This is a genomic window from Microbacterium wangchenii (genome assembly GCF_004564355.1).
Taxonomy (GTDB): domain Bacteria; phylum Actinomycetota; class Actinomycetes; order Actinomycetales; family Microbacteriaceae; genus Microbacterium; species Microbacterium wangchenii.
Genome location: NZ_CP038266.1, coordinates 2,097,875 through 2,123,799, shown reverse-complemented (window position 1 = coordinate 2,123,799; position 25,925 = coordinate 2,097,875). Strand labels below are relative to the sequence as shown.

Sequence of the window (25,925 nt, the reverse complement as noted above, 5' to 3'; positions counted from 1 at the left end):
TCCTGTACCCCCGGCTCGGCGGATGGCGGGCGATGGGGCAGGCGGCTAGAATCGAGCGCATTGTGACCTCCGGCACCGAGATGACGCGCGCCACCTCCGGACCGATCGTCCGCAGGCCGGCCAACGGTCTCGATGTGGTGCCCCCGCCCACGCCGCCGCGCCGGACGCCCCGCTGGTCGCGTCGGCGCGGGGTGCTCGCCGTCTTCGCCGCGCTGTCCGCGCTGGGGTTCGTGGCGGCGTACGTCGGACCCACGGGGGCGGCGCTGGCGGAGGTCGACCCGGATCGGGTCTCGCTGTTCGAGAACGCCCTCGCCGACACGCAGAGCTACTCGCCGGCCCCGGGTGCCATCACCCCGGCCGCGCTCGAGCGCGGCACCTACTCCGTGTACGTCACCCCCAAGCCCACGCCCACCCCCACTGCCACCGCGCGAAGCGTGGCGGCGCCGGCGGGGGCTTCGTCATCGTCGGGATGGCAGCCCCCCTTCGTGGCGCCGGACCCCGGCACCGCGCAGGCGATCGCCTACGAGGCTGTTCTCGCGCGCGGCTGGGGCGACGACCAGTTCGCGTGCCTGCGGGCGCTGTGGCAGAAGGAATCCGGCTGGCGCGTGAACGCGTACAACTCCTCCAGCGGCGCGTACGGCATCCCGCAGGCGCTGCCGGGGAGCAAGATGGCCAGCGCGGGCGCCGACTGGGAGTCCAACCCGGCGACGCAGATCGCGTGGGGGCTGGGGTACATCGGCAGTCGCTACGGCGACCCGTGCGGGGCCTGGGGCAGCTCGCAGAGCCGCGGCTGGTATTGACCGGTGGCCCGCGGGAAGCGGCGCCGGCCGCAGTCATCCGGTGATGATTCCTTGGCGCGCCTGATCGCAGGATGGAAGCGCACCGAGAGCCGGCGCGGCGTCGAATGGACCGTGCAACCGGTCGCCGCCCACGCCGCACAGAAGCCCTACACGTGTCCCGGATGCGGCGGCACGGTCGAACCCGGTGTCGCCCACGTGGTGGTGTGGCGGGCGGACGGCGTCCTCGGTGACGCCGCCGACCTCGCCGCCCGCCGCCACTGGCACACCCACTGCTGGAGGATCGGCTGACATGGAAATCCGAGGACCGCTCGCCCTGCCCGCGCGCCGCGAGGAGATCGAGCTGCACACCGACGACGGGCTGACCCTCGTCGGCGAGCTCGCGCTCCCCGAGAGCCGCGATCCGGTCGCGACGCTCGTGACGCTGCATCCGCTGCCCACCGCGGGTGGATTCATGGACTCGCACATCCTGCGCAAGGCCGCCGCGCGCCTGCCCGCGCTGGCCGACCTCGCCGTGCTGCGCTTCAACACCCGCGGCACGAGCTCGCCGCGGGGAAGGAGCGAGGGAGCCTTCGACGGCGGCGCCGGCGAGCGCCATGACGTCGCGGCGGCGGTGCGGTTCGCCGCCGAGCGGGGACTGCCGCATCCGTGGCTCCTGGGCTGGTCGTTCGGCACCGAGCTGGCGCTGAAGTACGGCCGCGAGCACGACGTCGAGGGTGCCATCCTGCTGTCGCCGCCGCTGCACCGCACGAGCGCCGACGAGCTCGCGGGGTGGGCGGGAGATCCTCGCCGCCTGGTGGTGGTCGTCCCCGAGTTCGACGACTACCTCCGCCCCGCCGAGGCCGCCGAACGCTTCGCGGCCGTGCCGGAGGCCATGCTCGTCCCGGTGGAGGGGGGCAAGCACCTGTGGGTGGGGGAGAGTCAGACCCGCCGCGTGCTGTCGGAGATCGTGGGTGTGGTCAATCCTGCGGCACTGCCCCTGCCCGCCACGTGGGACGGTCCGGTGCCGCAGGACTGAGCGTCACCGCTCGTTCTGCCGCGGGATGAGCACCTGCCGGTAGATGATCAGGATGCTCGCGGCCACCGGGATCGCCACCAGCGCGCCGAGCAGACCGAGGAGCGATCCGCCGGCGAGGGCGGCGATAACGACGACGGCGCCGGGGATCGCGACGGCGCGGTTCATGATGCGCGGAGAGACGACGTAGGCCTCGATCTGCATGTAGATCAGGTAGTAGATCGCCGCGATGAGCGCGGTGGTCGGGGAGCCGAGCCCCGGGAGGAGGCACGTCAGCACGATGATGGTCGATCCCGTCAGGGTCCCCACGAGCGGGATCAGCGAGAAGAAGAACGCGACCACGGCGAGCACGGCGGGGAAGGGAGCGCCGATGATCGAGAGCAGGATCGCACTGAGCACGCCGTTGATGACGCCCAGGCTCGCCTGCCCGATGACGTAGTAACCCACTGAACGGGTGATCTGCTCGGCCAGGTCGATGAACCGTGCGCGCTTGGAGGCGGGCACGAGCTGGTACACGGCAGCCTTCAGCGCCGGGGTGGACGCGGTGAAGTAGATCGTGAGGATCAGCACGATGAAGGCGCCGCCCAGGCCCACCACGACGGCGCCGACGAAGCCGAGGATCCCCTCACCCACGTCGCTGGAGATCGTGCCGAGGTCCAGCGAGGTCCACCAGTTCTCGATGTAGCCCCATGCGCTGTCCACATCGAGTGCGGGAAATGTGTCCTCCGCCCACGCGCGTGCGTCCTGCACGACGTCGTCCCACTGCAGGTCGGTGGCGATCTCCTCGATCTGGCTGACCAGCTGAGCCACCTGACTCACGATGACCGGGACGATGGTCAGGATGATGCCGGCGAAGATGCCCAGCACCCCCAGGATCGTGATCAGCACGGCGGCCCAGCGGCGGAGCTTGCGCCGCTCGAGCCACGAGATCACCGGGTCCAGGCCCAGCGAGAGGAACAGCGCCGTGCCGACGTACAGGAGGATCGTGGACAGGGTCTGCACGCTGTTGATCAGCAGCAGGCCGACGCCGACCCCGAGCGTCGCCACGAGGGCGACACGGAATGGATTGTGGATCTTCACGCGGGCTCCTGTCCGGCTGCGGCCGAAGCCGCCATCTCGTTCCGTCAGGATACGCACCGGCGGCCCGCAAACCCGGCAGGCACCCCCTCCCGGTCGACTTTCAGGTCGTTCCCGCTACGCTGGAATGTCGTGTGTGCGTGGCCCGACCCGACGGGCCGGCATCGGGAAGGTATGGTTCGTGCGTTTCGTGTGGGCGGTCGCGGCGTTCGTCATCGCTGCGCTGATGATCGGTGCGGGCATCGCGCAGCGCACGATCTTCGAACCGCCCCCCGCCGAAGCCACCGCTCTGCCCGCCGGCGAGGAGGAGGCCTACACCGTCATCGACGGCGAGGTCCTGAACCTGTTCCCCGGCGCCCAGACGCTCACGGTCGAGGGTGAGGGCACGATCTTCGCCGCGTACGGGCGCACCGCCGATGTGCAGGCCTGGCTGGCCGACGTTCCTTACAACCGGATCACCGTGGACGGGGAGGAGTTCCGCACGCGCGTGGTGGAGCCCGAGGCCGCCCCCGCGGGAGACGAGGCCGCGGCCGAACGCGCCGACGATTCGGAGGAGACGGAGTCCGCCGGGCGCACCCCCGTGGGATCGGACCTGTGGCTGGACGAGTTCCAGCAGGAGCGGCGGCTGTCCACGCCCCTGCAGCTGCCCGAGGACATGAGTGTCCTGGTGGCATCCGACGGCACCGCCCCGGCCCCCGCCGACATCTCGGTCACCTGGCCGGTCGACCGCAGCACCCCGTGGGCCGGCCCGCTCATCGTCGGCGGCGGAATCGTGCTGGTGGCCGGCGTGATCCTCTATCTGCTGGGCATCCGCCATGTTCGGCGCTCGCGCGGCCCGCGGCGCAAGGGGCTGCCCCTGCCGCCCACCGAACCCATCGACCTGGCCGTCGAAGGCGGCAAGAAGGGCGTCATCAGCTCGGGGCGGCGCCGGGCGATCAAGGCACGGCGGTCGTTCGTCGTGGTCCCCGCCATCGCGATGTCGGGCCTGCTGTTCGCTGGCTGCTCCTCCGATGCGTGGCCCGACCTCGCCGTCTCGCCCACCCCGTCGCCGACGTCGTCGGTCATCGTCCCGGAGGGACAGCAGTCGCCGGCGGTGACCGAGACTCAGGCCGAACGCATCCTCGCGCGCATCGCCTCGACGGTGGCGGAGGCGGACGCCGCGGCCGACGCCGACCTGGCCGCGTCGCGTCTGGCCGGCCCCGCGCTGGCCGAACGGCAGACCAACTACGGCCTGCGGGCGCAGCTTCCCGACCAGACCCCGCTCGCACCCATCCCCGACCGCCCGGTCGAGATCGTGCTGCCGCAGGCCTTCGACGAATGGCCGCGCTCGTTCATGACGGTCGTGGAAGCCTCCGATGACACCACCGTGGCGCCCACGATCATGGTGATGACCCAGGCCGACCCGTGGTCGGAGTACAAGGCCACCTACATCGCAGGCCTGGAGGCGGCGACGCTGCTGCCCGACCTGCCGGCCACCTACGTCGGCGCCGCGCTGGCACCGCCGGATTCCCCGTTCCTGCGCCTGCGCCCGGATGAGGTCGCCGCGGCGTACGCCGACCTCATCAACAACGGCGAGAAGAGCGCGTACTGGAACGACTTCGACACCGCGGGCGACCTGCTCCTGCCCAGCATCCGCGAGAACCAGCAGCAGCGCCTGGATCAGCTCAACCAGACCGGGTCGGGCACCTCGAGCCTGGAGTTCAAGGCCACGGCGGGAGCGGGTGCGCCCATGGCGTTGACGACGCTGGACGGCGGGGCCATCGTGGCCGTGGAGGTCCGCGAGAGCGACATCGTCCGTCCGACGAATGCCGACGCGGTGATCCGGCTGCCCGAGAACCCGGCTGTGCGCGCGCTGACGGGCGTGGAGCAGTCGGCGACCGGCTTCCAGACGACCTACGCCGATCAGCTCTTCTTCTACGTCCCCCTCGAAGGCGAGAACGAACCCATTCGCCTCCTGGGTTACCGGTCCAACATCCTGGAAGCGAAGGTCCTCGAGTGAGCACTCCCCAGCCTGGTTCCGTCCTGCGCGGCGCTGTCGATCTGTCCGCTCTGCGCAACCGTCCGCAGACGCCTGCCGCGCCCACGGGCGATCAGGCGGAAGCGCCCGCCGGCGCCGTGTCCTCGCTGGTGATGGATGTCACCGACGCGACGTTCGGCCAGGTGCTCGAGCTCTCCCGGACGGTGCCCGTCGTGGTGGATCTGTGGGCCGAGTGGTGCGGACCGTGCAAGCAGCTCTCGCCCATCCTGGAGAAGGTCGTCACCGAGCTCGGGGGACGGCTGGTCCTGGCCAAGGTCGACGTCGACGCGAACCCGCAGCTCGCGCAGGGTTTCCGCGCGCAGTCCATCCCGATGGTCGTCGCGCTCGTGGGCGGGCAGCCTGTTCCGCTGTTCACCGGGGCCGTGCCCGAACAGCAGGTGCGGGAGGTCTTCGCTCAGCTGCTGCAGCTGGCGGCGCAGAACGGCGTGACGGGGACCGTCGCGGTGTCCGGCGCGCCGGAGGCCGACAGCGACGAGGCCCCCGCCGACCCGCCGCTGCCGCCACTGCACGCGGAGGCGTTCGAGGCGATCGAGAGCGGCGACTACGACCGTGCCGTCCGTGCCTACGAGCAGGCGCTGGCCGAGGATCCGCACGATGCGGATGCGCGCGCAGGCCTCGGTCAGGTGCGCCTGCTCGCTCGCGTGCAGGGCGCCGACCTGCAGTCCGCCCGTGCCGCCGCCGCAGCCGACCCCGCGGACCTGGAGGCCCAGTTCCTCGTCGCCGACCTCGACGTCGCCGGCGGTCACGTCGAAGACGCCTTCGATCGGCTGCTGGACGTGTTCTCCGTTCTGCCCGAGGATCGGCGCGCGCCCGTCCGCGAGCGGCTGCTGGAGCTGTTCGGGCTCGTCGGCGACGCCGACCCGCGTGTCACGCGGGCTCGCGGACGTCTGTCCTCGCTTCTGTTCTGAAGCTTCGCTCCCATTCCGCCCGGCCTCCCGCGGGCGGGGATTCTGCGTGCCCGGAAACGCCTGCGTCCTGTCCCTGAAAGCCGTCCCAGTTATACCCCAGGGGGTATAACTTACGATGGGTGCAGGATCAGAAGGAGTCACGCGTGGGCGAAGTCACGGCAGCAGAGAAGATGAGGATCGTCATCGTCGGCGGGGTGGCCGGGGGGATGAGCTGCGCCGCTCGCGCGCGACGGTTGGACGAGGACGCCGAGATCATCGTCCTCGAGCGAGGTGCCCACGTGTCCTTCGCCAACTGCGGCCTGCCGTACTTCGTCGGCGGGGAGATCGAGGATCCCGATGCCCTGCTCGTGCAGACGCCCGCGTCACTCCGGGCATCCCTGGCCTTGGACGTCCGTCCCGGGCATGAGGTGGTGGGAGTGGATCCTGACGGGAAGACGGTGACCGTCCGCTCCGACGGGGGTGTGGAGCAGCTGTCCTACGACGCGCTCGTGCTCTCGCCCGGCGCGGCGGCGTCCCTGCCGCCCATCCCCGGGATCCGGTCGCCGCGCGTGCGGACGCTGCGCACCGTCGAGGATGCGGTCGCCCTGCGTCGTCAGGTGGGCTCGGGCGCGCGGCGGGCGGTGATCCTCGGGGCGGGCTTCATCGGAGTCGAGGCTGCCGAGGCGCTGGCCGCGCAGGGGCTCGAGGTCTCCCTCGTGGAGCTGGCCGCGCACCCGCTGCCGCCGCTCGAGCGGGAGCTGGCGTGGGAGGTGTCCCAGGAGCTGCGCCGCCTCGGTGTGGACGTGCACGCCGGAGTCGCGGCGACCGCCGTCGAGCCCGGCTCAGCCGCCGACACCGTGGTCCTCGCCGATGGCACCCGCCTGTCCGCGGATCTCGTCGTCGTGTCGGTGGGCGTGCGTCCGGACACGGCCGTCTTCGAGAACGCGGGCATCCCCTGTGACGGCGGCGCTCTGATCGTCGATGAGCATGGCCGGACCGGCGTCGCTGGTATCTGGGCGGTGGGGGATGCCACCGCGAGCATCGATCCGATCACCGGGTCCCGACGTCCCGTCGCGCTGGCCGGGCCGGCCAACCGTGCCGGACGGCTCGTCGCCGACGACATTCTGAGACCGGGGCTCGCTCGCCCGATTCCCCGGCCCGCCGGCACGGCGATCGTCCGGGTGGGTGCACGGACAGCGGCGCTCACCGGTGCCAATCGTGCGACGCTCGCGGCAGCGGGTGTGGCACATCGCACTCTGCACCTGCATGGCAACCAGCATGCAGGCTATTTCCCCGGCGCCAGCCCGGTCCACCTGGTCGTGCACTTCGATCCGGGCAGCGGCCGTCTGCTCGGCGCTCAGGCGGTCGGTCGTGACGGTGTCGACAAGCGCATCGATGTCCTGGCGACCGCGATCGCCGCCGGTTTCTCGGTGGAGGACCTCATCGATCTCGACCTGGCGTATTCCCCGCCGTATGGGCAGGCGAAGGATGTCGTCAATCTCGCCGGCATGGTGGGGGAGAACGTGCGCAACGGGACGCTGTCGCTGTGGTACGCGGACGATGTCGACGAGGTGCGAGCGTCGGCGCTCGTACTGGACGTACGGCGTGCAGAGGAGTGGCGGTCCGGCCACCTGCCCGGCGCTCTCCACATCCCGCACACCGAACTGCGCGGCCGGTTGAACGAGGTCCGCGAGCACGCAGGCGGACGGCCGGTGCGCGTCCTGTGCGCCTCCGGCGTGCGTTCCGCCATCGCCCATCGTGTCCTGGCGCACGCGGGCATCGACTCGGCGTCGCTGTCGGGCGGAATGCAGACCCTCCGCGCCGTCCTCGGTGACGACACCGACCGCATCCTCGAGAAGGAACCCGCCCTCGTCGGCGGATGAAGGAGATCGATCATGTGGCGAGCAGCGACATGCGCGACGTGCGGGAAGACCACGTGGGCGGGATGCGGCCAGCACGTGGACCAGGTCATGGCGGGGGTGCCGCGCGCCCAGCGGTGCCCGGGGCATGACAGCGCGCCCTCGACCGGCTTCCTCGCGCGGCTGTTCGGACGCTGAGTCGCGGCGGCGCGCCGTCGCTCAGGCGAGCGTCAGGAAGAGCTTCTCCAGCTCGTCGGGAGTGACGGAATCGTCGGTGGGATCGGCGAGGCACGTCCGCATCGCCGACGCGATGATGGCGTAGCCCGCGCGGTCGAGCGCCTTCGAGACGGCGGACAGCTGAATGACGACGTCGCGGCAATCGGCTCCCGCGTCCACGGCAGTGATGACCGCAGCCAGTTGCCCCTGAGCGCGGCGCAGCCGGTTCACGATCTTGCGCTGCTGAGCCTGTGCTTCGGCGTCGTCACGACGCTGCCGATCCATGTTCGTCGTCGCGCCCATGTCCGCCTCCCTCCTGCGCGATCCGCCCGCGCAGACGGCTATTCTGCCACGGAACCCGATACCCCAGAGGGTATTCCGGCGGCCGGGCGTCCCGCTGCCGAGCCGCGCGTGCGCACGGCCAGCAGCGCGCACGCAACGACGACCGCGCCCCCCACGATCGTCGTCCAGGTGATCGGCTCGTGCAGGATCAGGCCGGCCCACACGATGCTCAGCACCGGCTGCGCCAATTGCACCTGACCGACGCGCGCGATCGGGCCGATGGCGAGACCTCGGTACCACGCGACGAAGCCCAGGAACATGCTGATGACCCCGAGGTAGGCCAGCGCCGCCCACTCGCGTGCCGTGCCCTCCGGCGGCGTGTCGACGACGGCGATGCCCGTCAGCACCAGCATGAGGGGGGCGGCGAGGACCAGTGCCCACGAGATCGTCTGCCACGACCCGAGTTCGCGGGAGAGCAGCCCGCCTTCGGCGTACGCGATCGCGCAGACGATCACGGCGGCGAACAGGAGGAGGTCGGGCGCTCCCGCCGCGCCCAGGCCGCCGTGCTGGAGCGCGGCGAAGGAAACCGCCGCGAGGGCCCCGACGCCTGCGGCGACCCAGAACCACGGCCGGGGCCGCTCGCCGGCGCGCACCACGGCCATGACGGCGGTCATCGCGGGAAGGAGGGCGACGACGACCGCCCCGTGACTGGCCGGGACCCCCGTCAGGGCGTAGGAGGTCAGCAGCGGGAAGCCCACCACGGCGCCGGCTGCCACGATCCCCACGCGCACCCACTGGGTGCCGCGCGGCACGCGCTGGCGGGTGACGGCGAGGGCAGCGCCGGCGAGGACAGCCGCGAGCACGGCCCGGGCAGAGCCGACGAACAGCGGGGACATCGCCCCGTCTTCCACGGCCACGCGTGTGAACGGCATCGTGAAGGAGAACGCGATGACGCCGAGGGCACCCCACCAGAGCCCCGCCCCGCGGCCGTGTAGCGGTGGACGGATCCGCGCGATAGCGCTATCTTCTGGTCTCATGGGAGAGAGTAGCAGTGCGCGGATCGCGGCGGAACTGCGCTCGTGGGTCGCGGCCGCCCCGCCCGGCGCCCGGCTGCCCTCGACGCGTTCGCTGACGCGCACCCATGGTGCGAGCCCCGTGACCGTGCAGAAGGCGCTGCACGCCTTGACCCTGCAGGGCCTCATCGAGACGCGTCCGGGCGCCGGCACCTTCGTGAGCAGGCCGCGGGCGACCCGGCCGCACGACTATGCATGGCAGACGGCGGCCCTCGGAGCGCCCGCCGCTCGTGTGGCGCAGTCCTCATCCCTGCGTCCGACCTCGCCGGAGGCCGTCGCGCTGCACGAAGGCTATCCCGAGCGAGATCTCCTTCCGCATCGGCTGGTGCGTGCGGCCCTCGCCCGGGCGGCCCGAGGCGACGTCGCGGTCACCCGACCGCCGTCGGCCGGAATCCCCGAGCTGCAGGCCTGGTTCGCAGCGGAACTGGCTGCCGTCACGCCGGCCGGCCTGGCCGCCCCGACGGCGAAGGACGTCATGGTCCTCCCGGGGAGCCAGAGCGGTCTCAGCACACTGTTCCGCAGCCTCGTGGGGGCCCGCATGCCGCTCCTGATCGAGTCGCCCACCTATTGGGGTGCGATCGGGGCGGCGGCACAGGCCGGAGTGCAGGTCGTCCCTCTCGCCTCAGGGGTTCACGGCCCCGACCCTGAAGAACTGGACCGAGCGCTGACCGAGACGGGGGCCCGCGCGTTCTACGCGCAGCCGACCTACGCCAATCCCACCGGAGCGCAGTGGTCGCCGGCCCGGTCGGAGGAGGTGCTCCGCGTCATCCGCGCACACGGCGCGTTCCTCATCGAGGACGACTGGGCCCATGACTTCGGGATCTCCACCGCACCGTCGCCGCTGGCCGCGCGAGACGACGCCGGGCACGTGGTGTACGTGCGGTCGCTCACCAAGAGCGTGTCCCCGGCTCTCCGCGTGGCCGGCCTGATCGCCCGCGGTCCTGCGCGCGAGCGCATCCTCGCCGACCTTCAGGCCCACTCCCTCTACGTCAGCGGCGTGCTTCAGGCCGCGGCGCTGGATGTCGTCACCCAACCCGGGTGGCGCACGCACCTGCGCGGCGTGCGCGAGCAGCTGGCCGCCCGCCGGGACCTCCTCGTCGACGCCGTCTGCACCCACCTTCCGACGGCCCACCTGGAGGCCGTCCCCGCCGGCGGTCTGAACCTCTGGGTGCAGCTGCCCGACGAGACCGACCTGGCGCGCCTGGCCCGCGAGTGCGAGACGCGCGGGGTCGCGATCGCGACGGGCGACGACTGGTTCCCCGCCGAGCCGACGGGGCGTTTCATGCGCCTGAACTACTCCGGGCCCAATCCCGGGGCCTTCCCCGACGCCGTCCGCGTCATCGGGGAGTGCCTCGCGGGGTGACGTTCACCGGCGACGGCCGTGCCGCCCCTCAGCCCTTGCCGGGCGCGGGGAGGCGCGCATTGTCGCGACGGTGGTGCAGCCACAGCACCCCCAGCGGGGGCAGGCTGAGGACCGCGCGCCCGGTGTCGTCGGCGTGCACGACCCCGAGGTTGCCGACGCCCGAACCGCCGTACTCGGCGGCATCGGTGTTGAGGATCTCCTCCCACACACCGTGTTCGGGCAGAGTCAGCTCATAGCCGTGCAGGGGGGCGCCGGAGAAGTTGCACACGACCGCGACGGTGTTGCCGTGCCAATCGCGTCGCGCGAACGCGAGCACGTTGGAGTTCCAGGACGGCGCGCCCAGGCGCGTGAACGCCGCGCCGTCGGAGTCCCGCGACCACAGCGCCGCCTGCTCGCGATAGGTCCGGTTCAACGTCGCCACGAAGTCGTGCAACTGCGCGTGCGAGGGCTGTTCCAGCATCCACCAGTCCAGGCTCCGCCCCTCGGCCCATTCGGACATCTGCCCGAACTCCTGCCCCATGAACAGCAGCTGCTTGCCGGGGTGGCCCCACATGTACGCGAGGAAGGCACGCATGTTGGCGAGCTTCTGCCAGTGGTCGCCGGGCATGCGGCCGAAGAGGCTCCCCTTGCCGTGCACGACCTCGTCGTGGCTCACGGGGAGGATGAAGTTCTCGCTGAACGCGTAGACGAACGAGAACGACAGCTCGCCCTCGTGGTGGCCGCGGTACAGCGGGTCGCGCGCCATGTACTGCAGCGAGTCGTTCATCCAGCCCATGTTCCACTTGAACCCGAAGCCGAGCCCGGCATGATCGGTGGGGGCGGTGACGCCGGGGAAGCTGGTGGATTCCTCGGCGATGATCGCGATGCCCGGGTAGCGCTTGTACGCGGTGCCGTTGACCTCCTTGAGGAAGCGGATCGCCTCGAGATTCTCGCGGCCGCCGTACTGGTTCGGCGCCCACTCGCCCTCGTTGCGGGAGTAGTCCAGGTACAGCATGGAGGCCACCGCATCCACGCGCAGCCCGTCGACGTGGAACTCCTCGAGCCAGTACAGGGCGTTGGCGACGAGGAAGTTGCGGACCTCGTTGCGCCCGTAGTCGAAGATCAGCGTGCCCCAGTCCTTGTGCTCGCCGCGGCGCGGGTCGGGGTGCTCGTAGAGGGGTTCGCCGTCGAAGCGGGCGAGCGCGAAGGCATCCTTGGGGAAGTGCCCGGGCACCCAGTCCATGATCACGCCGATCCCGGCCTGGTGGAGGCGATCGATGAGGTAGCGCAGGTCGTCGGGCTGTCCGAAGCGGCTGGTGGGGGCGTAGTACCCCGTGACCTGGTATCCCCACGACCCGCCGAACGGGTGCTCGGCCAGCGGGAGGAACTCCACGTGCGTGAAACCCTGCGCGGTGACGTATTCGACGAGCGGATCGGCCGCGTCGCGGTACGTCAGGCCCGGGCGCCACGAGCCCAGATGGATCTCGTAGATCGACATCGGAGCCGACACCGGCGCGGTGCGCGCGCGCCGCGCCATCCACGCGTCATCACCCCACGCGTATGACGATTCGGTGACCACGGATGCGGTGGCCGGGGGCTTCTCGGCGAACCGCGCCATCGGGTCGGCCTTGAGGATCCACTCGCCCCGACGGGTCAGGATCTCGAACTTGTAGGTGTCGCCGGCGGCCATCCCCGGCACGAACAGCTCCCACACTCCGCTGCCGCCCATCGACCGCATCGCGTGCGCGGTGCCGTCCCAGCCGTTGACGTCGCCGGCCACGCGCACGGCGCGGGCGTCGGGCGCCCACACCGCGAAGGCGACGCCGGGGGACCCGTCGAGCGTGCGCACGTGCGCGCCCAGGACCCGCCACAGCTCTTCGTGCCGCCCTTCGCCGATGAGGTGGAGGTCCATCTCGCCGAGGGTGGGCAGGTGCCGGTACGGGTCGTCGGCGGTGTAATCGGTGCCGCCTTCGTAGGTGGACGTGATCGTGTACGGCCCGGGCTGGCGGGGCACGCGCGCTTCCCAGATGCCTGCCCGCACGTGCTCGAGGCGAGCCGACGAGCCGTCGGCGAGGTTCGCCGTGACCGTGGCCGCGAGCGGCCGCCGGGTGCGGATCACCCATGCGCCGTCGCCGGCGGGATGCACGCCCAGCACCGAGTGCGGATCGTGATGCGTGCCGGCGGCGACCGCGTCGAGCAGGGCGTCGTCGGGGAGGGTGGACGGTGTCATCGTGACTCCTTCACATGCAGGAGGTGCACCGGCTCGGTGAACGCATCCAGACGCACGAAATTGTGATCGGTCCAGGTCCACACCGCGCCGGTGACGAGATCCTCCACCTGGTACGGCTCGCCCGGGGCGATGCCCCACAGCGTCGTGTCCAGGTGCACCATCGTCTCGCGGACGGAGTGCGGGTCGACGTTGGCCACCACCAGGACGGTGTCCGATGCGCCGGTGGGCGAGAGCGCGGCATCCAGGTGCTTGGAGTACACCAGGATCGAATCGTCGTCGCTCCAGTGGACCGAGAGGTTGCGCAGCTGCCCGAGCGCGGGATGCGCGCGGCGCGCCGCGTTCAGCATCCGCAGGTACGGCGCGAGCGATTCGCCGCGCTCCTCGGCGCCCTCCCAGTCGCGGAACTTGTACTCGTACTTCTCGTTGTCGATGTTCTCCTCGGAGCCGGGCCTGGCCACGTTCTCGAACAGCTCGTATCCGGCGTACACGCCGTAGCTGGGGGCGGCGGTGGCCGCGATGGCCGCGCGCACCTTGTAGGCGGCGCGCCCGCCGAACTGGAGGTACTCGGTGAGGATGTCGGGGGTGTTGACGAAGAGGTTCGGCCGGAGGAAATCGTCGGTCTCCGTGGCGAGGGAGGTGAGGAACTCCGCGAGCTCCTCCTTGGTGTTGCGCCACGTGAAGTAGGTGTAGCTCTGCTGGAAGCCGGCCATCGCCAGTCCCTGCAGGGGAGCGGGGCGCGTGAACGCCTCGGCGAGGAACACGACGTCGGGGGACTCGGCGCTCACCGTCGCGATGAGCCACTCCCAGAACTGCAGCGGCTTGGTGTGCGGGTTGTCCACGCGGAAGATCTGCACGCCCTGCGCGATCCAATGACGCACGATCCGCAGCACCTCCGCGCGGATCCCTTCCGGATCGTTGTCGAAGTTGACCGGATAGATGTCCTGGTACTTCTTCGGCGGGTTCTCGGCGTAGGCGATCGAGCCGTCGGGAAGTGTCGTGAACCACGCCGGGTGCTCTCTCACCCACGGGTGGTCGGGGGAAGCCTGCAGGGCCAGGTCGAGGGCCACCTCGATTCCGGCACCGCGCGCAGCCCGCACGAACGCCCGGAAATCGGCGAGGGTGCCCAGGTCGGGGTGGACGGCGTCGTGGCCGCCCGCGGAAGATCCGATCGCCCACGGCGATCCGGGGTCGCCCGGGGCGGGGTGGAGGGTGTTGTTGGGGCCTTTGCGGTTGCTCTGTCCGATGGGATGGATCGGGGGCAGGTACAGCACGTCGAAGCCCATCGCCGCCACGGCCGGAAGCCGCTTGGCCGCGGTGCGGAAGGTGCCGCTCTTGACGGTGCCGTCCTTGAGGCGCCGCGCGCCCTCGGAGCGGGGGAAGAACTCGTACCACGCGCCCACACCGGCACGCTGCCGTTCGACGAGCAGCTCCAGCTCGTCACCGACGGAGCCGAGCATCGCCAGCGGGCGTTCGGCGAAGTACGCAGCCAGTTCCGGGTCGGTCACGATCCCCAGCGCCACCTCGTCGGTGATGGCGGTATCCCGCAGCGCCCGCGCCGCCCCCTGCAGCGCGGTGCGCTCGGCGCGGGGGCGCGACTTGTCGGCGACGGCCCGATCGAACAGCAGCGCTCCGGAGGTGCGCATGAGCGCCGTGTCCACGCCGGCGGCGATCTTCACCTCTGCCGCGTGCTGCCACGTGGCGAAATCATCTGCGAACGCCTCGAAGCGGAACCGCCACACGCCCTGCTCCAGCGGGGCGACCAGGGTCGACCACCGGTCGAGGCCGTCGTTGAGGGGCGATAGACGATGCAGCGACTCGTCGCCGGCGGGGGAGAACAGGCGCACGTGCACGCCGATGAGGTCGTGCCCCTCGCGGAAAGCGGTGACCGTGAACGGCACGGCCTCCTCGACGTAGGCGGACGGGCGGAAACGTCCGCCGGGCACCGAGGGGCGAGGGGCGGCCATCGGGATGCGCGGGGTCACCGTCGCGACGACGGAATCCGTCGCCGGGCGGACCGGGATCGCGCTGCCGCTGCGCCACGGACGGGGGGTCGAAGATCGTGTCGGAGCTGCCACCATCCGAACCTACCCCGGCCGCCGGAAGCGGCACAGGTGAGAGCCGGCGGTTGACAAGCGGCCCCGTTTTGGGTCAGACGACCCGGAACAGGTGCATCGAGGTGTCGGGCATGGTGACCACGTCGCCGGCGGCGAACTCCGGCCTGTCCTCGGCCGGGCGGTCGGTGAGGCTGGTCCACAGCGACACGAATCGCTCGGCTCCCTCCAACTCGGGCAGGGTCACCTCGATGGGGGCCTCGTTGCCGTGCACGATCAGCAGGATGCGGTTGTGCGGTTCGTGCTCGGGGGTGGACGCGGCGACGTACTGCAGCGTGCGGTGGGTCGCGCTGGTCCACCGCTCGATCGACATCGTCTCGCCGTGCTCGTCGTACCACTGCATGACCGAGGCCGAGGGGATGTGCTCGCCCAGACGCGCGAACCGGCTGGGGCGGAGGGCGGGATTCTCCCGTCGCAGCTGCAGGAGGCGCCGCACGTGCGCGGCGAGATCGTCCTGCCACGGCGCGTGGTCCCACGACAGCCATGTCAGCGCGGAGTCGTGGCAGTACGCATTGTTGTTGCCGCGCTGCGTGCGGCCGAACTCGTCGCCGGCGGTGAGCATCGGGATGCCGGCGGACAGCAGCAGCGTTCCCAGGAGGTTGCGCATCGCCTTCCGGCGCACCGAGAGGATGCCCTCATCGTCGGTGGGACCCTCGGTGCCGTGGTTGAACGAACGGTTCGTGTCGGCGCCGTCGCGGCCGTGCTCCCCGTTGGCGAGGTTGTGCTTGACGTCGTAGGAGACCAGGTCGTGCAGCGTGAACCCGTCGTGGGCGGTGACGAAGTTGACGCTGGCGAGGGGACCGCGCTCGGCGCTGAACGTGTTCGACGATCCCGCCAGGCGCGTCGCGAAACCGCCCACTCCGGTCGGGGACGTGTCGGCGCGTCGCGCATAGTCCACGTCGCTCAACCAGAAATTGCGCACACGGTCGCGGTAGCGGTCGTTCCACTCGTGCCAACCGGTGCCGAAGTTGCCGGTCTGCCATCCGCCCAGGCCGACATCCCACGGCTCCGCGATCGTCTTGACCCCCGCCAGGAGGGGGTCGTCCACGATGGCGCGCAGCAGCGGATGATCCGGCGTGAACGTGTGCGCGCCGTCCCGGCCGAGGGTCACGGCGAGGTCCAGACGGAAGCCGTCCACCTGCACGTCGTTGGCCCAGTACCGCAGCGAATCCAGCACGAGCCGCGCGGCGGCGTCGGTGGCGGTGTCGACCGAGTTGCCGCATCCGGTCACATCGATATAGGTCCCGTCGTCGTGCTGACGGTAGTAGGAGCGGTTGTCCAGCCCCCGCAGGCTGGAGCGGGGGCCGCCCACGCCCTCCTCCGAGGTGTGGTTGTAGACGACGTCCAGGATGACCTCGAGCCCGGCTTCGTGCAGCAGCCGGACCATGCCCTTGAACTCCCGCAGCACCGCCTCGGGCCCGCTGCGACGACTCTCTGCGGTGGCGTAGCGGGCGTGCGGCGTGAAGAAGTTGACGGTGTTGTAGCCCCAGTAGTTCGTCAACCCGAGATGCAGCAGGCGCGGTTCGGTCGCGAAGGCGTGGATGGGGAGCAGTTCGACGCTCGTGACGCCCAGGTCGAGGAGGTGCTGGATCATCGCGGGATGGGCGAGCCCCGCGTAGGTGCCGTGCAGGGCGGGCGGGACGCCGGGGTGGCGTTTGGTGAGCCCTTTCACGTGCGCCTCGTAGATGACCGTGCGATCCATCGGCACGGCGGGTTTGGTCACCCCGCCCCAGTCGAACCCGCCGTCCACGACGACGGCGCGGTGATCGCCGAACCCGCCGGCCACGATGCCGCGCGCATAGGGATCGAGCAGGAGGGTCTCGCGGTTGAAGGTGTTCCCCGGGGCGGGGGGACCGTCGGCGCGCACGGCGTACCGCGCCCCGGGCCGCAGCAGCTCCGTCGTGACGGCCCACACCCCACCGCCGACGGGGACGAGGGGAAGGGTCGCGACCGCCCAGTCGAGGTCGACGTCGTCGAAGACGACGAGCTCGACGCTGTCGGCATGCCCCGACCACACCCGCAGCGTGCCGCCCTCGGGCCCCTGGCGCACCCCGAGGTCGTCGTAGACGGCGTCCAGCAGGCCCGCGCGGGCAGGAGGCACGAGAGCAGGTTCGGGTCGCGCCATGCGATCTACAGTAGTTACGTCGTGCGTCGGGCGCGTGACGACGGGAGGTGGCGCATGCCGGTCTACCTGGACCACGCCGCGACGACCCCGCTGAGGCAGGAAGCCGCCGAGGCGTGGCTGGCCGCCGCATCCGTCGGAGCCAACCCCTCCTCGATCCACGGCGGCGGTCAGGCCGCGCGCCGCGTGCTGGAGGAATCCCGCGAGCGTCTCGCCGCCGTCCTGGGATGCGACCCCGTCGAGGTGGTCTTCACCTCCGGCGGCACAGAGTCGATCAACACGGCGGTGAAGGGCCTGTGGTGGGCGCGCGGCGACCGCCCCGGTGTCATCGCGCTGCCCGACGGGGAGCATCACGCCACGACGGACACCGTCGCGTGGCTCGTCCAGCGTGAGGGCGCCGGCGTCCTCCGTGTGCCGCTCGACGGCGTGGGACGCATCGATCCGGGCCTTTTCGGGGAGGCCGCGGCCGGATCCGCGTTCGCGACGGCGCTCGTGGCCAACAACGAGGTGGGCACGGTGCAGGATGCCGCGGCCCTGGCCGCCGCATCCGCCCGCGCCGGCGCGCCGCTGCACCTGGACGCCGTGTCGGCGCTGGGACACGTGCCGGTGCACTTCGCGCGATGGCGAGGCGACGCTCCGGGCGGGGCCGGGCTGGTCGGGATGAGCCTGTCGGCGCACAAGGTGGGCGGCCCGGTCGGGGTCGGCGCGCTCGTGGTGGCCCGCTCGGCGCGCCTGGGCGCGCTCGTGCACGGCGGGGGGCAGCAGCGGGGGCTCCGGGCCGGGACGCAGGACGTCGCCGGGGCCGCCGCGTTCGCCGTGGCCGCGGAGCTGGCCGAGGCCGAGCGCGACGCGGAGGACGCGCGGCTGTCGGAGCTGCGCGATGCGCTGGTGCGCGGCATCCGCGCCCTGGTCCCGGGGGTGGAGCTGCTCGGCGACCCGCAGGAGCGCCTCCCCGGCAACGTGCACGTGCTCTTCCCCGACGCCGCGGGGGAGACGCTGCTGTTCCTGCTGGATCAGGCCGGGATCGCCGTCTCGACAGGCTCGGCCTGTCAGGCCGGCGTGGCCGAGCCGTCGCACGTCGTGCTCGCCCTGGGTCGCACCGAGCGCGAGGCGCGCTCGGTGCTGCGCCTGACCCTCGGGCGCACCTCGACCGCGGCCGACGTCGCCGCCTTCCTCGAGGCGCTCCCCGACGCGTACGCGCGGGCCGCTTCCGCCGCCGCCCGCGCTCGCCGCTGACGCCGCTACTCCGGCGCTCCGCCCGGCCGTCCGGCCGCCACCCGGCGCTGTGCAGAATTCAGGAGACACGCCGGTGGAGGTGGGCTCCGGGGCGGTGAAAGGCCCGGATCTCCTGAGTTCTGCGCGGGGCGGTGGCCGCGGCCGAGCGGCGGTGACGGCGGGGATGCGGGTCCGGCGGCGGGGTGCGCGTGGCGCCGCATCCGTCGTACCCACCCGGCGCTGTGCAGAATTCAGGAGACACGCCGATGGGGGTGGGCTCCGGGGCGGTGAAAGGCCCGGATCTCCTGAGTTCTGCGCGGGGCGGTGGCCGCGGCCGAGCGGCGGTGACGGCGGGGATGCGGGTCCGGCGGCGGGGTGCGCGTGGCGCCGCATCCGTCGTGCCCACCCGGCGCTGTGCAGAATTCAGGAGACACGCCGATGGGAGTGGGCTCCGGGGCGGTGAAAGGCCCGGATCTCCTGAGTTCTGCGCGGTGACGGCGGAGCACCCGCCGTCCGTCCAGCCCACGCCCGGGCTCCGCTCGTAGACTGGCAGGATGCGGATTCTGGCGGCGATGAGCGGTGGAGTGGACTCCGCGGTCGCGGCTGCCCGCGCCGTGGACGCGGGGCACGACGTCGTCGGCGTGCACCTGGCCCTCTCCCGGGCCGGCGGAACCCTGCGCGCCGGCAGCCGCGGATGCTGCACCATCGAAGACGCGATGGACGCCCGCCGTGCCGCCGATCGCCTGGGCATCCCGTTCTACGTGTGGGATTTCTCCGAGCGCTTCCGCGACGACGTCATCGACGACTTCATCTCCGAGTACCGCGCCGGCCGCACGCCCAACCCGTGCATGCGGTGCAACGAGAAGATCAAGTTCGCCGCGCTGCTCGAGCGAGCCCTCGAACTGGGTTTCGACGCCGTGTGCACGGGGCACTACGCCGCGCTGGTGGACGGGCCCCACGGGCGGGAGCTGCACCGCGCGTCGGATGCGGCGAAGGACCAGTCGTACGTCCTGGGCGTCCTGACCGCCGAGCAGCTCGCGCACACGTACTTCCCGCTCGGTGACACCCCGTCCAAGGCGCTCGTGCGTGCCGAGGCGGAGGCTCGCGGCCTCACCGTCGCGCACAAGCCCGACAGCCATGACATCTGCTTCATCCCCGACGGTGACACACGCGGATGGCTCGCCGAGAAGGTCGGGGCCGAGCAGGGCCCCATCGTCGATCGGGCCGGTGCGGTCGTCGGCTCCCACGAGGGCGCCCACGCGTACACCGTGGGACAGCGCCGCGGGCTGCAGTTGGGCACACCGGCACCCGACGGGAAGCCGCGATTCGTCCTCGAGGTGCGTCCGGTGAGCAACACCGTCGTGGTCGGGTCGAAGGAGGCCCTCGCGACCGCCGAGATCTCCGGCTCGCGATACACGTGGGCCGGTCGCGCGCCCGAGCCCGGGGAGTTCGCGTGCCACGTGCAGATTCGTGCGCACGCCGACCCCGTCCCCGCCCGCGCGAGCTGGGTGGACGGCACGCTCTCCGTCGTCCCCGACGTCCCCTTCGACGGCGTGGCCCCCGGCCAGACGGCGGTCCTCTACGACGGCACCCGTGTGATCGGCCAGTTCACGATCGACCGCACGGTGTCGGCGGTTCCCGTCCCCGCCTGACCTGCGCAAGGGGCCGGGCGGCGTCGGTGGTGCTCCCTAGACTGGCCGGGTGGCGAACGGTGATCAACTCCCCGACCTGACCCTCGACGAGGCGCGCGCGGAGGCGGCCGACCTCACCACGCGCATCGTCGACGCGCGCGATGCCTACTACGGGCGTGATGCCGAGATCGTCGACGACGCCACCTACGACGAGTGGATGCGCCGCCTCGAGCAGATCGAGCGGCTCTACCCCGAGCTGCAGGGGCAGGACAGCCCCACCCAGTCGGTGGGCGCCGCCGAGAGCACGATGTTCGCGCCGATCGAGCATGCCGAGCGGATGCTGAGCCTGGACAACGTGTTCAGCTCCGACGAATTGCGGGACTGGTGCGTCAAGACCTCCGCCTCCGCCGGGCGGTCGGTCCGCTGGCTCGCCGAGTTGAAGATCGACGGGCTCGCGATCAGCTTGCGCTATGAGAACGGCGTGCTCACCTCGGCCGCCACCCGGGGCGACGGGCGCGTGGGGGAGGACGTGACCGGGAACGCGCTGCAGGTGACGGGGATCCCGCAGCGTCTGTCCGGGACGGGCCATCCGCCGCTGGTGGAGGTGCGCGGCGAGGTGTTCATCCCCGTTGCCGCGTTCGACGAGCTCAACGCCCTCCAGGCGCGCCTGCGCGAACGGGTCGTCGCGGACTCCCTCGCGCGCGGGGGAGACGAGGAGAAGGCATCCCGCAGCGCCGCCCGGCGGTTCCCCGCCTTCGCCAACCCCCGCAACGCCGCCAGTGGCGGACTGCGGCAGCAGTTGGAGAAGAAGAGCGGACTCGAGCTGGAGGCCGGGCGCGCCCGGCTGCAGTCGCTGCGGCTGTTCGTGCACGGGATCGGCGCCTGGCCGGCGCCGCCGGTGTCGTCGCAGAGCGAGGTGTACGGGCTGCTGGCCGAGTGGGGCCTCCCGACGAGCCCGTATTTCCGCACGTCCGACGACATCGACGGCGTGCTCGCGTTCGTCGCCGAGTACGGCGAGCATCGCCACGCCGTGGAGCACGAGATCGACGGCGTCGTGGTGAAGGTCGACGAGCTGGCACTGCACGACGAGCTCGGCGCCACCAGTCGCGCGCCGCGGTGGGCGATCGCGTACAAGTACCCGCCCGAGCAGGTCAACACGAAGCTCCTGGACATCGTCGTGTCGGTCGGCCGCACCGGACGTGCGACGCCGTTCGCCGTGATGGCTCCCGCCCGCGTGGCCGGCAGCGTCGTGCGGCAGGCGACGCTGCACAACCAGGAGGTCGTCAAGGCCAAGGGCGTGCTCATCGGCGACACGGTGGTGCTGCGCAAGGCCGGCGACGTCATCCCGGAGGTGCTCGGCCCGGTCGTGGAGCTGCGGGACGGCAGCGAACGCGCGTTCGTGATGCCCACCGAGTGCCCGGAGTGCGGGTTCCCGCTGAGCCCGGCGAAGGCGGGCGACATCGACCTGCGCTGCCCCAACACGCGGGCGTGCCCGGCTCAGGTGCGCGGACGCGTGGAGCACATCGGCTCGCGCGGCGCGCTGGACATCGAGGCGCTCGGCGAGGTGACGGCGGCCGCCCTCACCCAGCCGAGCGTGCCGGAGCAGCCTCCGCTGGAGACCGAGGCGGGCCTGTTCGACCTCACTCTGGAGCAGCTCGTGCCGATCGAGGTGATCGTCCGCGACACCGAGACCGGCGAGCCCCGCGTCGACGAGAAGACCGGCGACCCGGTGCGGCGCGCGCCGTTCCGGCGCAACCCCAGTCCCGCGGAGAGGAAGGCCGGCGCCACCGGACCCCAGCCGTCGGCGCAGGCGGTGACGCTGCTGGAGGAGCTGGAGAAGGCCAAGACGAAGGAGCTGTGGCGCTTCCTCGTGGCGCTGAACATCCGCCACGTCGGCCCGGTGGCCGCGCGCGCCCTCGCGCAGTGGTTCGGCTCGGTCGATGCCATCCGCGCGGCCTCGCGGGACGAACTCGCCGCGGTCGAGGGTGTCGGGGGCATCATCGCGGATGCGGTGACCGACTGGTTCGCGGTGGACTGGCACCGCGAGATCGTCGAGCGCTGGGCCGCGGCGGGCGCGCAGCTCGCCACCCCCGGCCACCCCGGCCCCGGCGCCGCGGCCGAAGGCGGCGGGGTGCTGGACGGGGTCACGGTCGTGGCCACCGGGTCGCTGGAGGGTTACACGCGCGAAGGCGCGCAGGAGGCGATCCTGCGCGCCGGCGGCAAGGCGGCATCGAGCGTGTCCAAGAAGACCGACTTCGTCGCCGCGGGGCCCGGCGCCGGATCGAAGCTCGGCAAGGCCGAAGAACTGGGCGTCCGCATCATCGACGCGGCGCAGTTCCACGTGCTCGTGACGGAGGGTCCCGCCGCGCTGGACGCGATCGCACCGGACGCGGGATGACCCGCGCCGTCGTCGTGACCGGTGCCGCAGGCGGCATCGGCTCGGCGCTGGTCTCCGCGCTGCGACAGGACGGCACACCGGTGGTCGCCGTCGACGTCGCGCCCGTCGCATCCGCCGATGGGATCGCCGTCGTGCGCGGCGACGGGGGAGACCCCGAGGTCGCCGGCGCCGCGGTACGGGCGGCGGAAGGACTCGGCGGACTGGGCGGCTGGGTCAACGTGTCGGCGCTGTTCTCCGACGTCTGGCTGGACGAGGCGGGCGGCGACGCGGCGATGGCCGCGATCGACGCGAACCTGCGCCCCGCCGTGGTCGGATGCGCCGCCGCCGTGCGGGAGTTCCGCCGCAGCGGAAGAGGCGGTGCGATCGTCAACGTCAGCTCGCATCAGGCGGCGCGTCCCGTGCGCGGAAGCCTCGCCTACGCCACGGCCAAGGCCGCCGTGGAAGGACTCACGCGCGCCCTGGCCGTGGACGGCGGCCCCGACGGCATCCGCGTGAACGCGGTGGCGCTCGGATCCATCCGCACCGCCCGCTCCGATCGGCACCTCCAGGAGCTGCCCGAGCCCGATCGCGTCGCCTTCGGCGCAGCGATCGCCCGCCTGCAGCCGCTCGGCCGCATGGGGGAGGCGGACGAAGTGGCCGCCGTCATCCGGTTCCTGCTGTCGGATGCGGCGTCCTTCCTCACCGGTGCGGTGATCCCGGTCGACGGCGGGCGCGCAGCCCACGGGCTCGACCCCGAGGAGCGCGAGCGCTGACAGCGGCCCCGGCGGCCCGCGGCGAGGCAGCGGTCGTTGCTAGCCGGAGACGTGCGCGCTCGTGCCATCCTCCGACGCCGACATCCGGCTGAAGTACGAGATCTTGTCGTCGAGGACGTCGATCGCCTGCGCGAGAAGGTCGGCGCGCGCAGCGAGCGCGGCCCGCCGACCCCGGAGAAAGGTGACGGGGTCCTCCGACGTGTCGCCGCCGCGCAGCAGCGCGGCGAACACCCGCAGCTCGGAGATCCCCAGACCAGCCTCCCGCATGCACGTCACCACACCGATCCACGCGATGTCGCTCTCGCTGAACCTCCGACGGTTCGAGGCGTCCCGGCCGAGCGGCCCGATGATCCCCTCCTCCTCGTAGTAGCGGAGCGCGTCCGGTGAGACTCCGCTGGACGCGCTCGCCTCGCCGATCGTGAGTGTCGCGCTCACCGGCCCGCCGCCTCGTCGAGGAGGGTGCGCGCGTCGGCATCCAGGTGGAGGTCGCGCGCGTCCATCGTCTCGTCGAGCTGGCTGATGCCGGATACGCCCACGATGGGGGTGATCCGTGGGGTGGACCCCAGAAGCCACGCCAGCACGACCTGGTTCCTCGTGGCGCCGACCTGTTCGGCGACGCGATCCAGCGCCTCCAGCCGACGCCGCGTGTCCAGGTGGCGGTACGGCTCCTGCAGGCGTTCCTCCCGCGTGTACGCGCCGGTGAGCAGGGTGCTGTAGGCCCACACGGCCAGTCCCTCCGACTCCGCGTAGTCCAGCGCTTCGGGGGTCGCCACGACGTGCCCCTGGTCGGGAAGCGGAGCGAAGGGGATCGGCTGGAGGTACGTGTGCCGCAGCTGCACGGCGGTGAAGGGCTCCGCTCCGCGGGAGCGGGCGAGGTCGCGGGCGCGCTCGACCCGCCAGGTCGCGTGATTGGATGCTCCGATCCGGCGCGTCCGGCCGTCTGCGACGACCGAGCCGAAGGCCTCCACCTGGGCGTCGAGGTCGACCGAGCGGTCTTCCACATGCGCCCAGTACAGGTCGACGTGATCGGTGCCCAGCCGGGCGAGGGAGCGGTCGAGGGCGGCATGGATCGTCTGCGGCCGCAGCCCCTCCATCGACTCGGGCCAAGCTCCTGCCACGGTCGGATCCGCGCCGACCTTGGTCGAGAGGAGAACCTCGTCGCGCGCTCCCGGGTTCGCCTGCAGCCACGCTCCGATCACGGTCTCGCTGGCGCCGCCCAGGCCGGACTCGTCCACCCAGAACGCATAGTTGTCGGCGGTGTCCAGCCAGCGTCCGCCCCGTTCCACGAAACGATCGAGGATCGCGAAGGACGCGGCCCGATCCAGCCGCGTTCCGAAATACATCGTGCCCAGGGCGATGCCGGCGGTGTCTGTCGTCATGGGGGCATGAAACCACCTGGAGCGCACACCATGTCAAGACGCGGTCCGACGCTCCGACCGGCGCAAGGACCGGCCGGCCCCTCGACGGAGGAGAGGCCGGCCGGCGCGGATGAGGGGTCAGTCGGCGGCGTCGGCGCGGGCGAAGCGGTCGCCGTGGTCGGCCACGTCGATGTGCGCGGGGGCGGCGTCCGCCGTGCCGTTGTACACGTCGCGGTCGATCTCATCCGTCGACTGCGCCACGAGCATCGCGACCATCGTGTCGCCGTTGACGTTGAGGAACGTGCGGAAGATGCCGGTGAACCAGTCGACGGCGATGAGGAGTCCGACCGCCTCGATGGGCAGGCCGATGGAGGTCGCCAGGAACATCGCGACGACGGGGAAGCCGCCCGGGACGGTGATCGTGCCCATGTTGAGCAGGATCGCCAGCGCCATGCCCAGCACGACCTGGCCGACCGTCAACTCCACGCGTCCCGCCTGGGCGAGGAACATCACCACGATCATGTAGTTCAGGACTGCGCCGTACGAGCCCATCGTGAGTCCGACCGAGAGCGTGAAGTTCGCCACCCGCTGGCTGATCCCGACCTTTTCGACCGCGTTGCGCAGGACGGTGGGGAAGGTCACCGCCGAGCTCGTCGTGGTGATGGCCACCACCGTCTGCTCGGCGAGCTTGGCCGGCAGGCGCCACGGGCTGAGGCGCGTGCGGACGGTGACGACCACGACGAACAGCACCGTGATGATGACCACACCGAGGAGCGTCGTGCCGAGATACGCCACGGCCGAGGTGATGACGGCGAAACCCACGTCGCCCGCCAGCGCCGCGAGCAGGCAGAAGACGCCGATCGGGGCGATGTACATCACGAAGCGGATCATCGTCAGGACGATCTGCTGCACCTGATCGAGGAAATCCAGCACGAGGCGGCTGCCGGTCTTGGCGATGTAGCTGTTCAGGGCGAGACCGAACAGCAGCGAGAACAGGATGATCGGCACCATCGTGGCCGTCGACATCGCCGAGAAGATGTTCGTCGAGACGAATCCGAGGATCGTCTCCTGCCACCCCGTCGCCTGCGAGGCCGACTCCTGCAGGGCGGGATCCAGCTCACCGTCGAAGACCATCCCGGCGCCCGGCCGGATGAGGGTGCTGAGTCCCCATGCCACGAGGGCGGCGACGGCGGAGAACCCGATCATCCACGAGAACGTGCGGCCGGCCAGCTTCCCCATTCCGGTGCCCGTGAGCGAGCCGGTCGCGACGATGACGGAGGCCATCACCAGCGGCACGATCGACATCTGGATGAGGCGGATGAACAGGTCGCCGATGAACTTGAGGTTGGCCGCCCAGTCGCCCACCAGCAATCCGAAGGCGATCCCTGCGATCGCGGCGATGCCGATGAGGGCGGCCGGGTGGCGGAGCGCCCGCCCGTAGCGTCGGGTCCGGCTCGGGGCCGGGGGTTCGCTGATGAGGGCCGGGGGAACGGTCGTCGCCATGGGGTCCGTCGCTTTCTGT

21 protein-coding genes are annotated in these 25,925 nt (G+C 71.6%); 12 read left to right on the top strand and 9 right to left on the bottom strand.

Annotation, left to right across the window (positions count from 1 at the left end; translation table 11 throughout):
* Nucleotides 1-62: 62 nt before the first annotated feature.
* From E4K62_RS10175 to E4K62_RS10165, 3 genes are read left to right on the top strand one after another with little or no spacing between them, the layout of a single operon-like run.
* A complete protein-coding gene (locus E4K62_RS10175; protein WP_240742658.1) occupies nt 63-800 on the top strand; it encodes an aggregation-promoting factor C-terminal-like domain-containing protein in 738 nt (245 codons plus the stop codon).
* 3 nt (nt 801-803) lie between these two features.
* On the top strand, nt 804-1,088 hold the full coding sequence (locus E4K62_RS10170) for a hypothetical protein (protein ID WP_135067061.1): 285 nt from the start codon (nt 804-806) through the stop codon (nt 1,086-1,088).
* Between the two features lies 1 nt (nt 1,089).
* Complete coding sequence (locus E4K62_RS10165) at nt 1,090-1,815, top strand: alpha/beta hydrolase (protein WP_135067058.1); 726 nt, start codon at nt 1,090-1,092, stop codon at nt 1,813-1,815.
* A 3-nt stretch (nt 1,816-1,818) separates the two neighbouring features.
* Here the strand turns inward: E4K62_RS10165 and E4K62_RS10160 are convergent, their stop codons facing one another.
* Entirely contained in the window at nt 1,819-2,892 is a 1,074-nt protein-coding gene (locus tag E4K62_RS10160; protein ID WP_135067055.1) for an AI-2E family transporter, read from the bottom strand.
* Nucleotides 2,893-3,070: 178 nt separating this feature from the next.
* Here E4K62_RS10160 and E4K62_RS10155 point away from each other — a divergent pair, with 178 nt between their 5' ends.
* From E4K62_RS10155 to E4K62_RS18690, 4 genes are all read left to right on the top strand, one after another.
* A complete protein-coding gene (locus tag E4K62_RS10155; RefSeq protein ID WP_187270380.1) occupies nt 3,071-4,888 on the top strand; it encodes a DUF8094 domain-containing protein in 1,818 nt (605 codons plus the stop codon).
* The gene (locus E4K62_RS10150; protein ID WP_135067049.1) at nt 4,885-5,835 is read left to right on the top strand and encodes a tetratricopeptide repeat protein; all 951 of its coding nucleotides are present in this window, start codon (nt 4,885-4,887) and stop codon (nt 5,833-5,835) included. The genes E4K62_RS10155 and E4K62_RS10150 overlap by 4 nt, the downstream gene beginning before the upstream one ends.
* Before the next feature lie 170 nt (nt 5,836-6,005).
* Nucleotides 6,006-7,697, top strand: coding sequence for an FAD-dependent oxidoreductase (locus tag E4K62_RS10145; protein WP_135071203.1), 1,692 nt, complete (start codon nt 6,006-6,008; stop codon nt 7,695-7,697).
* A 12-nt stretch (nt 7,698-7,709) separates the two neighbouring features.
* A complete protein-coding gene (locus E4K62_RS18690) occupies nt 7,710-7,871 on the top strand; it encodes a hypothetical protein (RefSeq protein WP_167747770.1) in 162 nt (53 codons plus the stop codon).
* Between the two features lie 21 nt (nt 7,872-7,892).
* On the opposite strand, the gene E4K62_RS10140 is transcribed toward E4K62_RS18690, so the two are convergent.
* On the bottom strand, nt 7,893-8,192 hold the full coding sequence (locus E4K62_RS10140; RefSeq protein WP_240742657.1) for a metal-sensitive transcriptional regulator: 300 nt from the start codon (nt 8,190-8,192) through the stop codon (nt 7,893-7,895).
* 38 nt (nt 8,193-8,230) lie between these two features.
* On the bottom strand, nt 8,231-9,208 hold the full coding sequence (locus E4K62_RS10135; protein WP_135067046.1) for a DMT family transporter: 978 nt from the start codon (nt 9,206-9,208) through the stop codon (nt 8,231-8,233).
* Here E4K62_RS10135 and E4K62_RS10130 point away from each other — a divergent pair.
* Nucleotides 9,207-10,607, top strand: a complete 1,401-nt coding sequence (locus E4K62_RS10130; protein WP_135067043.1) for an aminotransferase-like domain-containing protein — start codon at nt 9,207-9,209, stop codon at nt 10,605-10,607. The two genes, E4K62_RS10135 and E4K62_RS10130, sit on opposite strands and share 2 nt — an antisense overlap.
* Before the next feature lie 28 nt (nt 10,608-10,635).
* Here E4K62_RS10130 and glgB read toward each other — a convergent pair whose 3' ends face one another.
* From glgB to glgX, 3 genes are all read right to left on the bottom strand, one after another.
* The gene (gene glgB / locus E4K62_RS10125) at nt 10,636-12,816 is read right to left on the bottom strand and encodes a 1,4-alpha-glucan branching protein GlgB (protein WP_135067040.1); all 2,181 of its coding nucleotides are present in this window, start codon (nt 12,814-12,816) and stop codon (nt 10,636-10,638) included.
* The gene (locus tag E4K62_RS10120; protein ID WP_240742884.1) at nt 12,813-14,780 is read right to left on the bottom strand and encodes an alpha-1,4-glucan--maltose-1-phosphate maltosyltransferase; all 1,968 of its coding nucleotides are present in this window, start codon (nt 14,778-14,780) and stop codon (nt 12,813-12,815) included. Before E4K62_RS10120 ends, glgB begins: the two co-directional genes overlap by 4 nt.
* Nucleotides 14,781-14,964: 184 nt before the next feature.
* Nucleotides 14,965-17,052: a glycogen debranching protein GlgX gene (gene glgX, locus E4K62_RS10115; protein WP_135067034.1), complete on the bottom strand. Its 2,088-nt coding sequence runs from the start codon at nt 17,050-17,052 to the stop codon at nt 14,965-14,967.
* Between the two features lie 54 nt (nt 17,053-17,106).
* Between glgX and E4K62_RS10110 the strand changes: the two genes are divergently transcribed.
* From E4K62_RS10110 to E4K62_RS10095, 4 genes are all read left to right on the top strand, one after another.
* A complete protein-coding gene (locus E4K62_RS10110) occupies nt 17,107-18,285 on the top strand; it encodes a cysteine desulfurase family protein (protein WP_135067020.1) in 1,179 nt (392 codons plus the stop codon).
* Nucleotides 18,286-18,818: 533 nt separating this feature from the next.
* The gene (gene mnmA / locus E4K62_RS10105; protein WP_135067017.1) at nt 18,819-19,916 is read left to right on the top strand and encodes a tRNA 2-thiouridine(34) synthase MnmA; all 1,098 of its coding nucleotides are present in this window, start codon (nt 18,819-18,821) and stop codon (nt 19,914-19,916) included.
* A 49-nt stretch (nt 19,917-19,965) separates the two neighbouring features.
* Nucleotides 19,966-22,293: an NAD-dependent DNA ligase LigA gene (gene ligA, locus E4K62_RS10100; RefSeq protein WP_135067014.1), complete on the top strand. Its 2,328-nt coding sequence runs from the start codon at nt 19,966-19,968 to the stop codon at nt 22,291-22,293.
* Nucleotides 22,290-23,045: an SDR family NAD(P)-dependent oxidoreductase gene (locus tag E4K62_RS10095; RefSeq protein ID WP_135067011.1), complete on the top strand. Its 756-nt coding sequence runs from the start codon at nt 22,290-22,292 to the stop codon at nt 23,043-23,045. Before ligA ends, E4K62_RS10095 begins: the two co-directional genes overlap by 4 nt.
* 39 nt (nt 23,046-23,084) lie before the next feature.
* On the opposite strand, the gene E4K62_RS10090 is transcribed toward E4K62_RS10095, so the two are convergent.
* The 3 genes from E4K62_RS10090 to E4K62_RS10080 all read right to left on the bottom strand — a co-directional run bounded on the left by E4K62_RS10090 (nt 23,085) and on the right by E4K62_RS10080 (nt 25,906).
* Nucleotides 23,085-23,480 (bottom strand): MerR family transcriptional regulator, encoded by a 396-nt coding sequence (locus tag E4K62_RS10090; RefSeq protein WP_135067008.1) that lies wholly within the window; start codon nt 23,478-23,480, stop codon nt 23,085-23,087.
* Nucleotides 23,477-24,424 carry an aldo/keto reductase gene (locus E4K62_RS10085; protein WP_135067006.1) on the bottom strand — a complete coding sequence of 316 codons (948 nt, stop codon included), beginning with the start codon at nt 24,422-24,424 and terminating at the stop codon, nt 23,477-23,479. The genes E4K62_RS10090 and E4K62_RS10085 overlap by 4 nt, the downstream gene beginning before the upstream one ends.
* Before the next feature lie 117 nt (nt 24,425-24,541).
* Nucleotides 24,542-25,906, bottom strand: coding sequence for a dicarboxylate/amino acid:cation symporter (locus E4K62_RS10080; RefSeq protein WP_135067003.1), 1,365 nt, complete (start codon nt 25,904-25,906; stop codon nt 24,542-24,544).
* Between the last annotated feature and the right edge of the window lie 19 nt (nt 25,907-25,925).

Bases quoted from the DNA above. Each gene is read 5' to 3' on its own strand.
- E4K62_RS10165 (WP_135067058.1), top strand. From the start codon at position 1,090: ATGGAAATCCGAGGACCGCTCGCCCTGCCCGCGCGCCGCGAGGAGATC.
- E4K62_RS10145 (WP_135071203.1), top strand. From the start codon at position 6,006: ATGAGGATCGTCATCGTCGGCGGGGTGGCCGGGGGGATGAGCTGCGCC.
- E4K62_RS18690 (WP_167747770.1), top strand. From the start codon at position 7,710: ATGTGGCGAGCAGCGACATGCGCGACGTGCGGGAAGACCACGTGGGCG.
- E4K62_RS10140 (WP_240742657.1), bottom strand. From the start codon at position 8,192: ATGGGCGCGACGACGAACATGGATCGGCAGCGTCGTGACGACGCCGAA.
- E4K62_RS10130 (WP_135067043.1), top strand. From the start codon at position 9,207: ATGGGAGAGAGTAGCAGTGCGCGGATCGCGGCGGAACTGCGCTCGTGG.
- E4K62_RS10135 (WP_135067046.1), bottom strand. From the start codon at position 9,208: ATGAGACCAGAAGATAGCGCTATCGCGCGGATCCGTCCACCGCTACAC.
- glgB (WP_135067040.1), bottom strand. From the start codon at position 12,816: ATGACACCGTCCACCCTCCCCGACGACGCCCTGCTCGACGCGGTCGCC.
- E4K62_RS10120 (WP_240742884.1), bottom strand. From the start codon at position 14,780: ATGGCCGCCCCTCGCCCCTCGGTGCCCGGCGGACGTTTCCGCCCGTCC.
- glgX (WP_135067034.1), bottom strand. From the start codon at position 17,052: ATGGCGCGACCCGAACCTGCTCTCGTGCCTCCTGCCCGCGCGGGCCTG.
- E4K62_RS10110 (WP_135067020.1), top strand. From the start codon at position 17,107: ATGCCGGTCTACCTGGACCACGCCGCGACGACCCCGCTGAGGCAGGAA.
- mnmA (WP_135067017.1), top strand. From the start codon at position 18,819: ATGCGGATTCTGGCGGCGATGAGCGGTGGAGTGGACTCCGCGGTCGCG.
- E4K62_RS10095 (WP_135067011.1), top strand. From the start codon at position 22,290: ATGACCCGCGCCGTCGTCGTGACCGGTGCCGCAGGCGGCATCGGCTCG.
- E4K62_RS10085 (WP_135067006.1), bottom strand. From the start codon at position 24,424: ATGACGACAGACACCGCCGGCATCGCCCTGGGCACGATGTATTTCGGA.
- E4K62_RS10080 (WP_135067003.1), bottom strand. From the start codon at position 25,906: ATGGCGACGACCGTTCCCCCGGCCCTCATCAGCGAACCCCCGGCCCCG.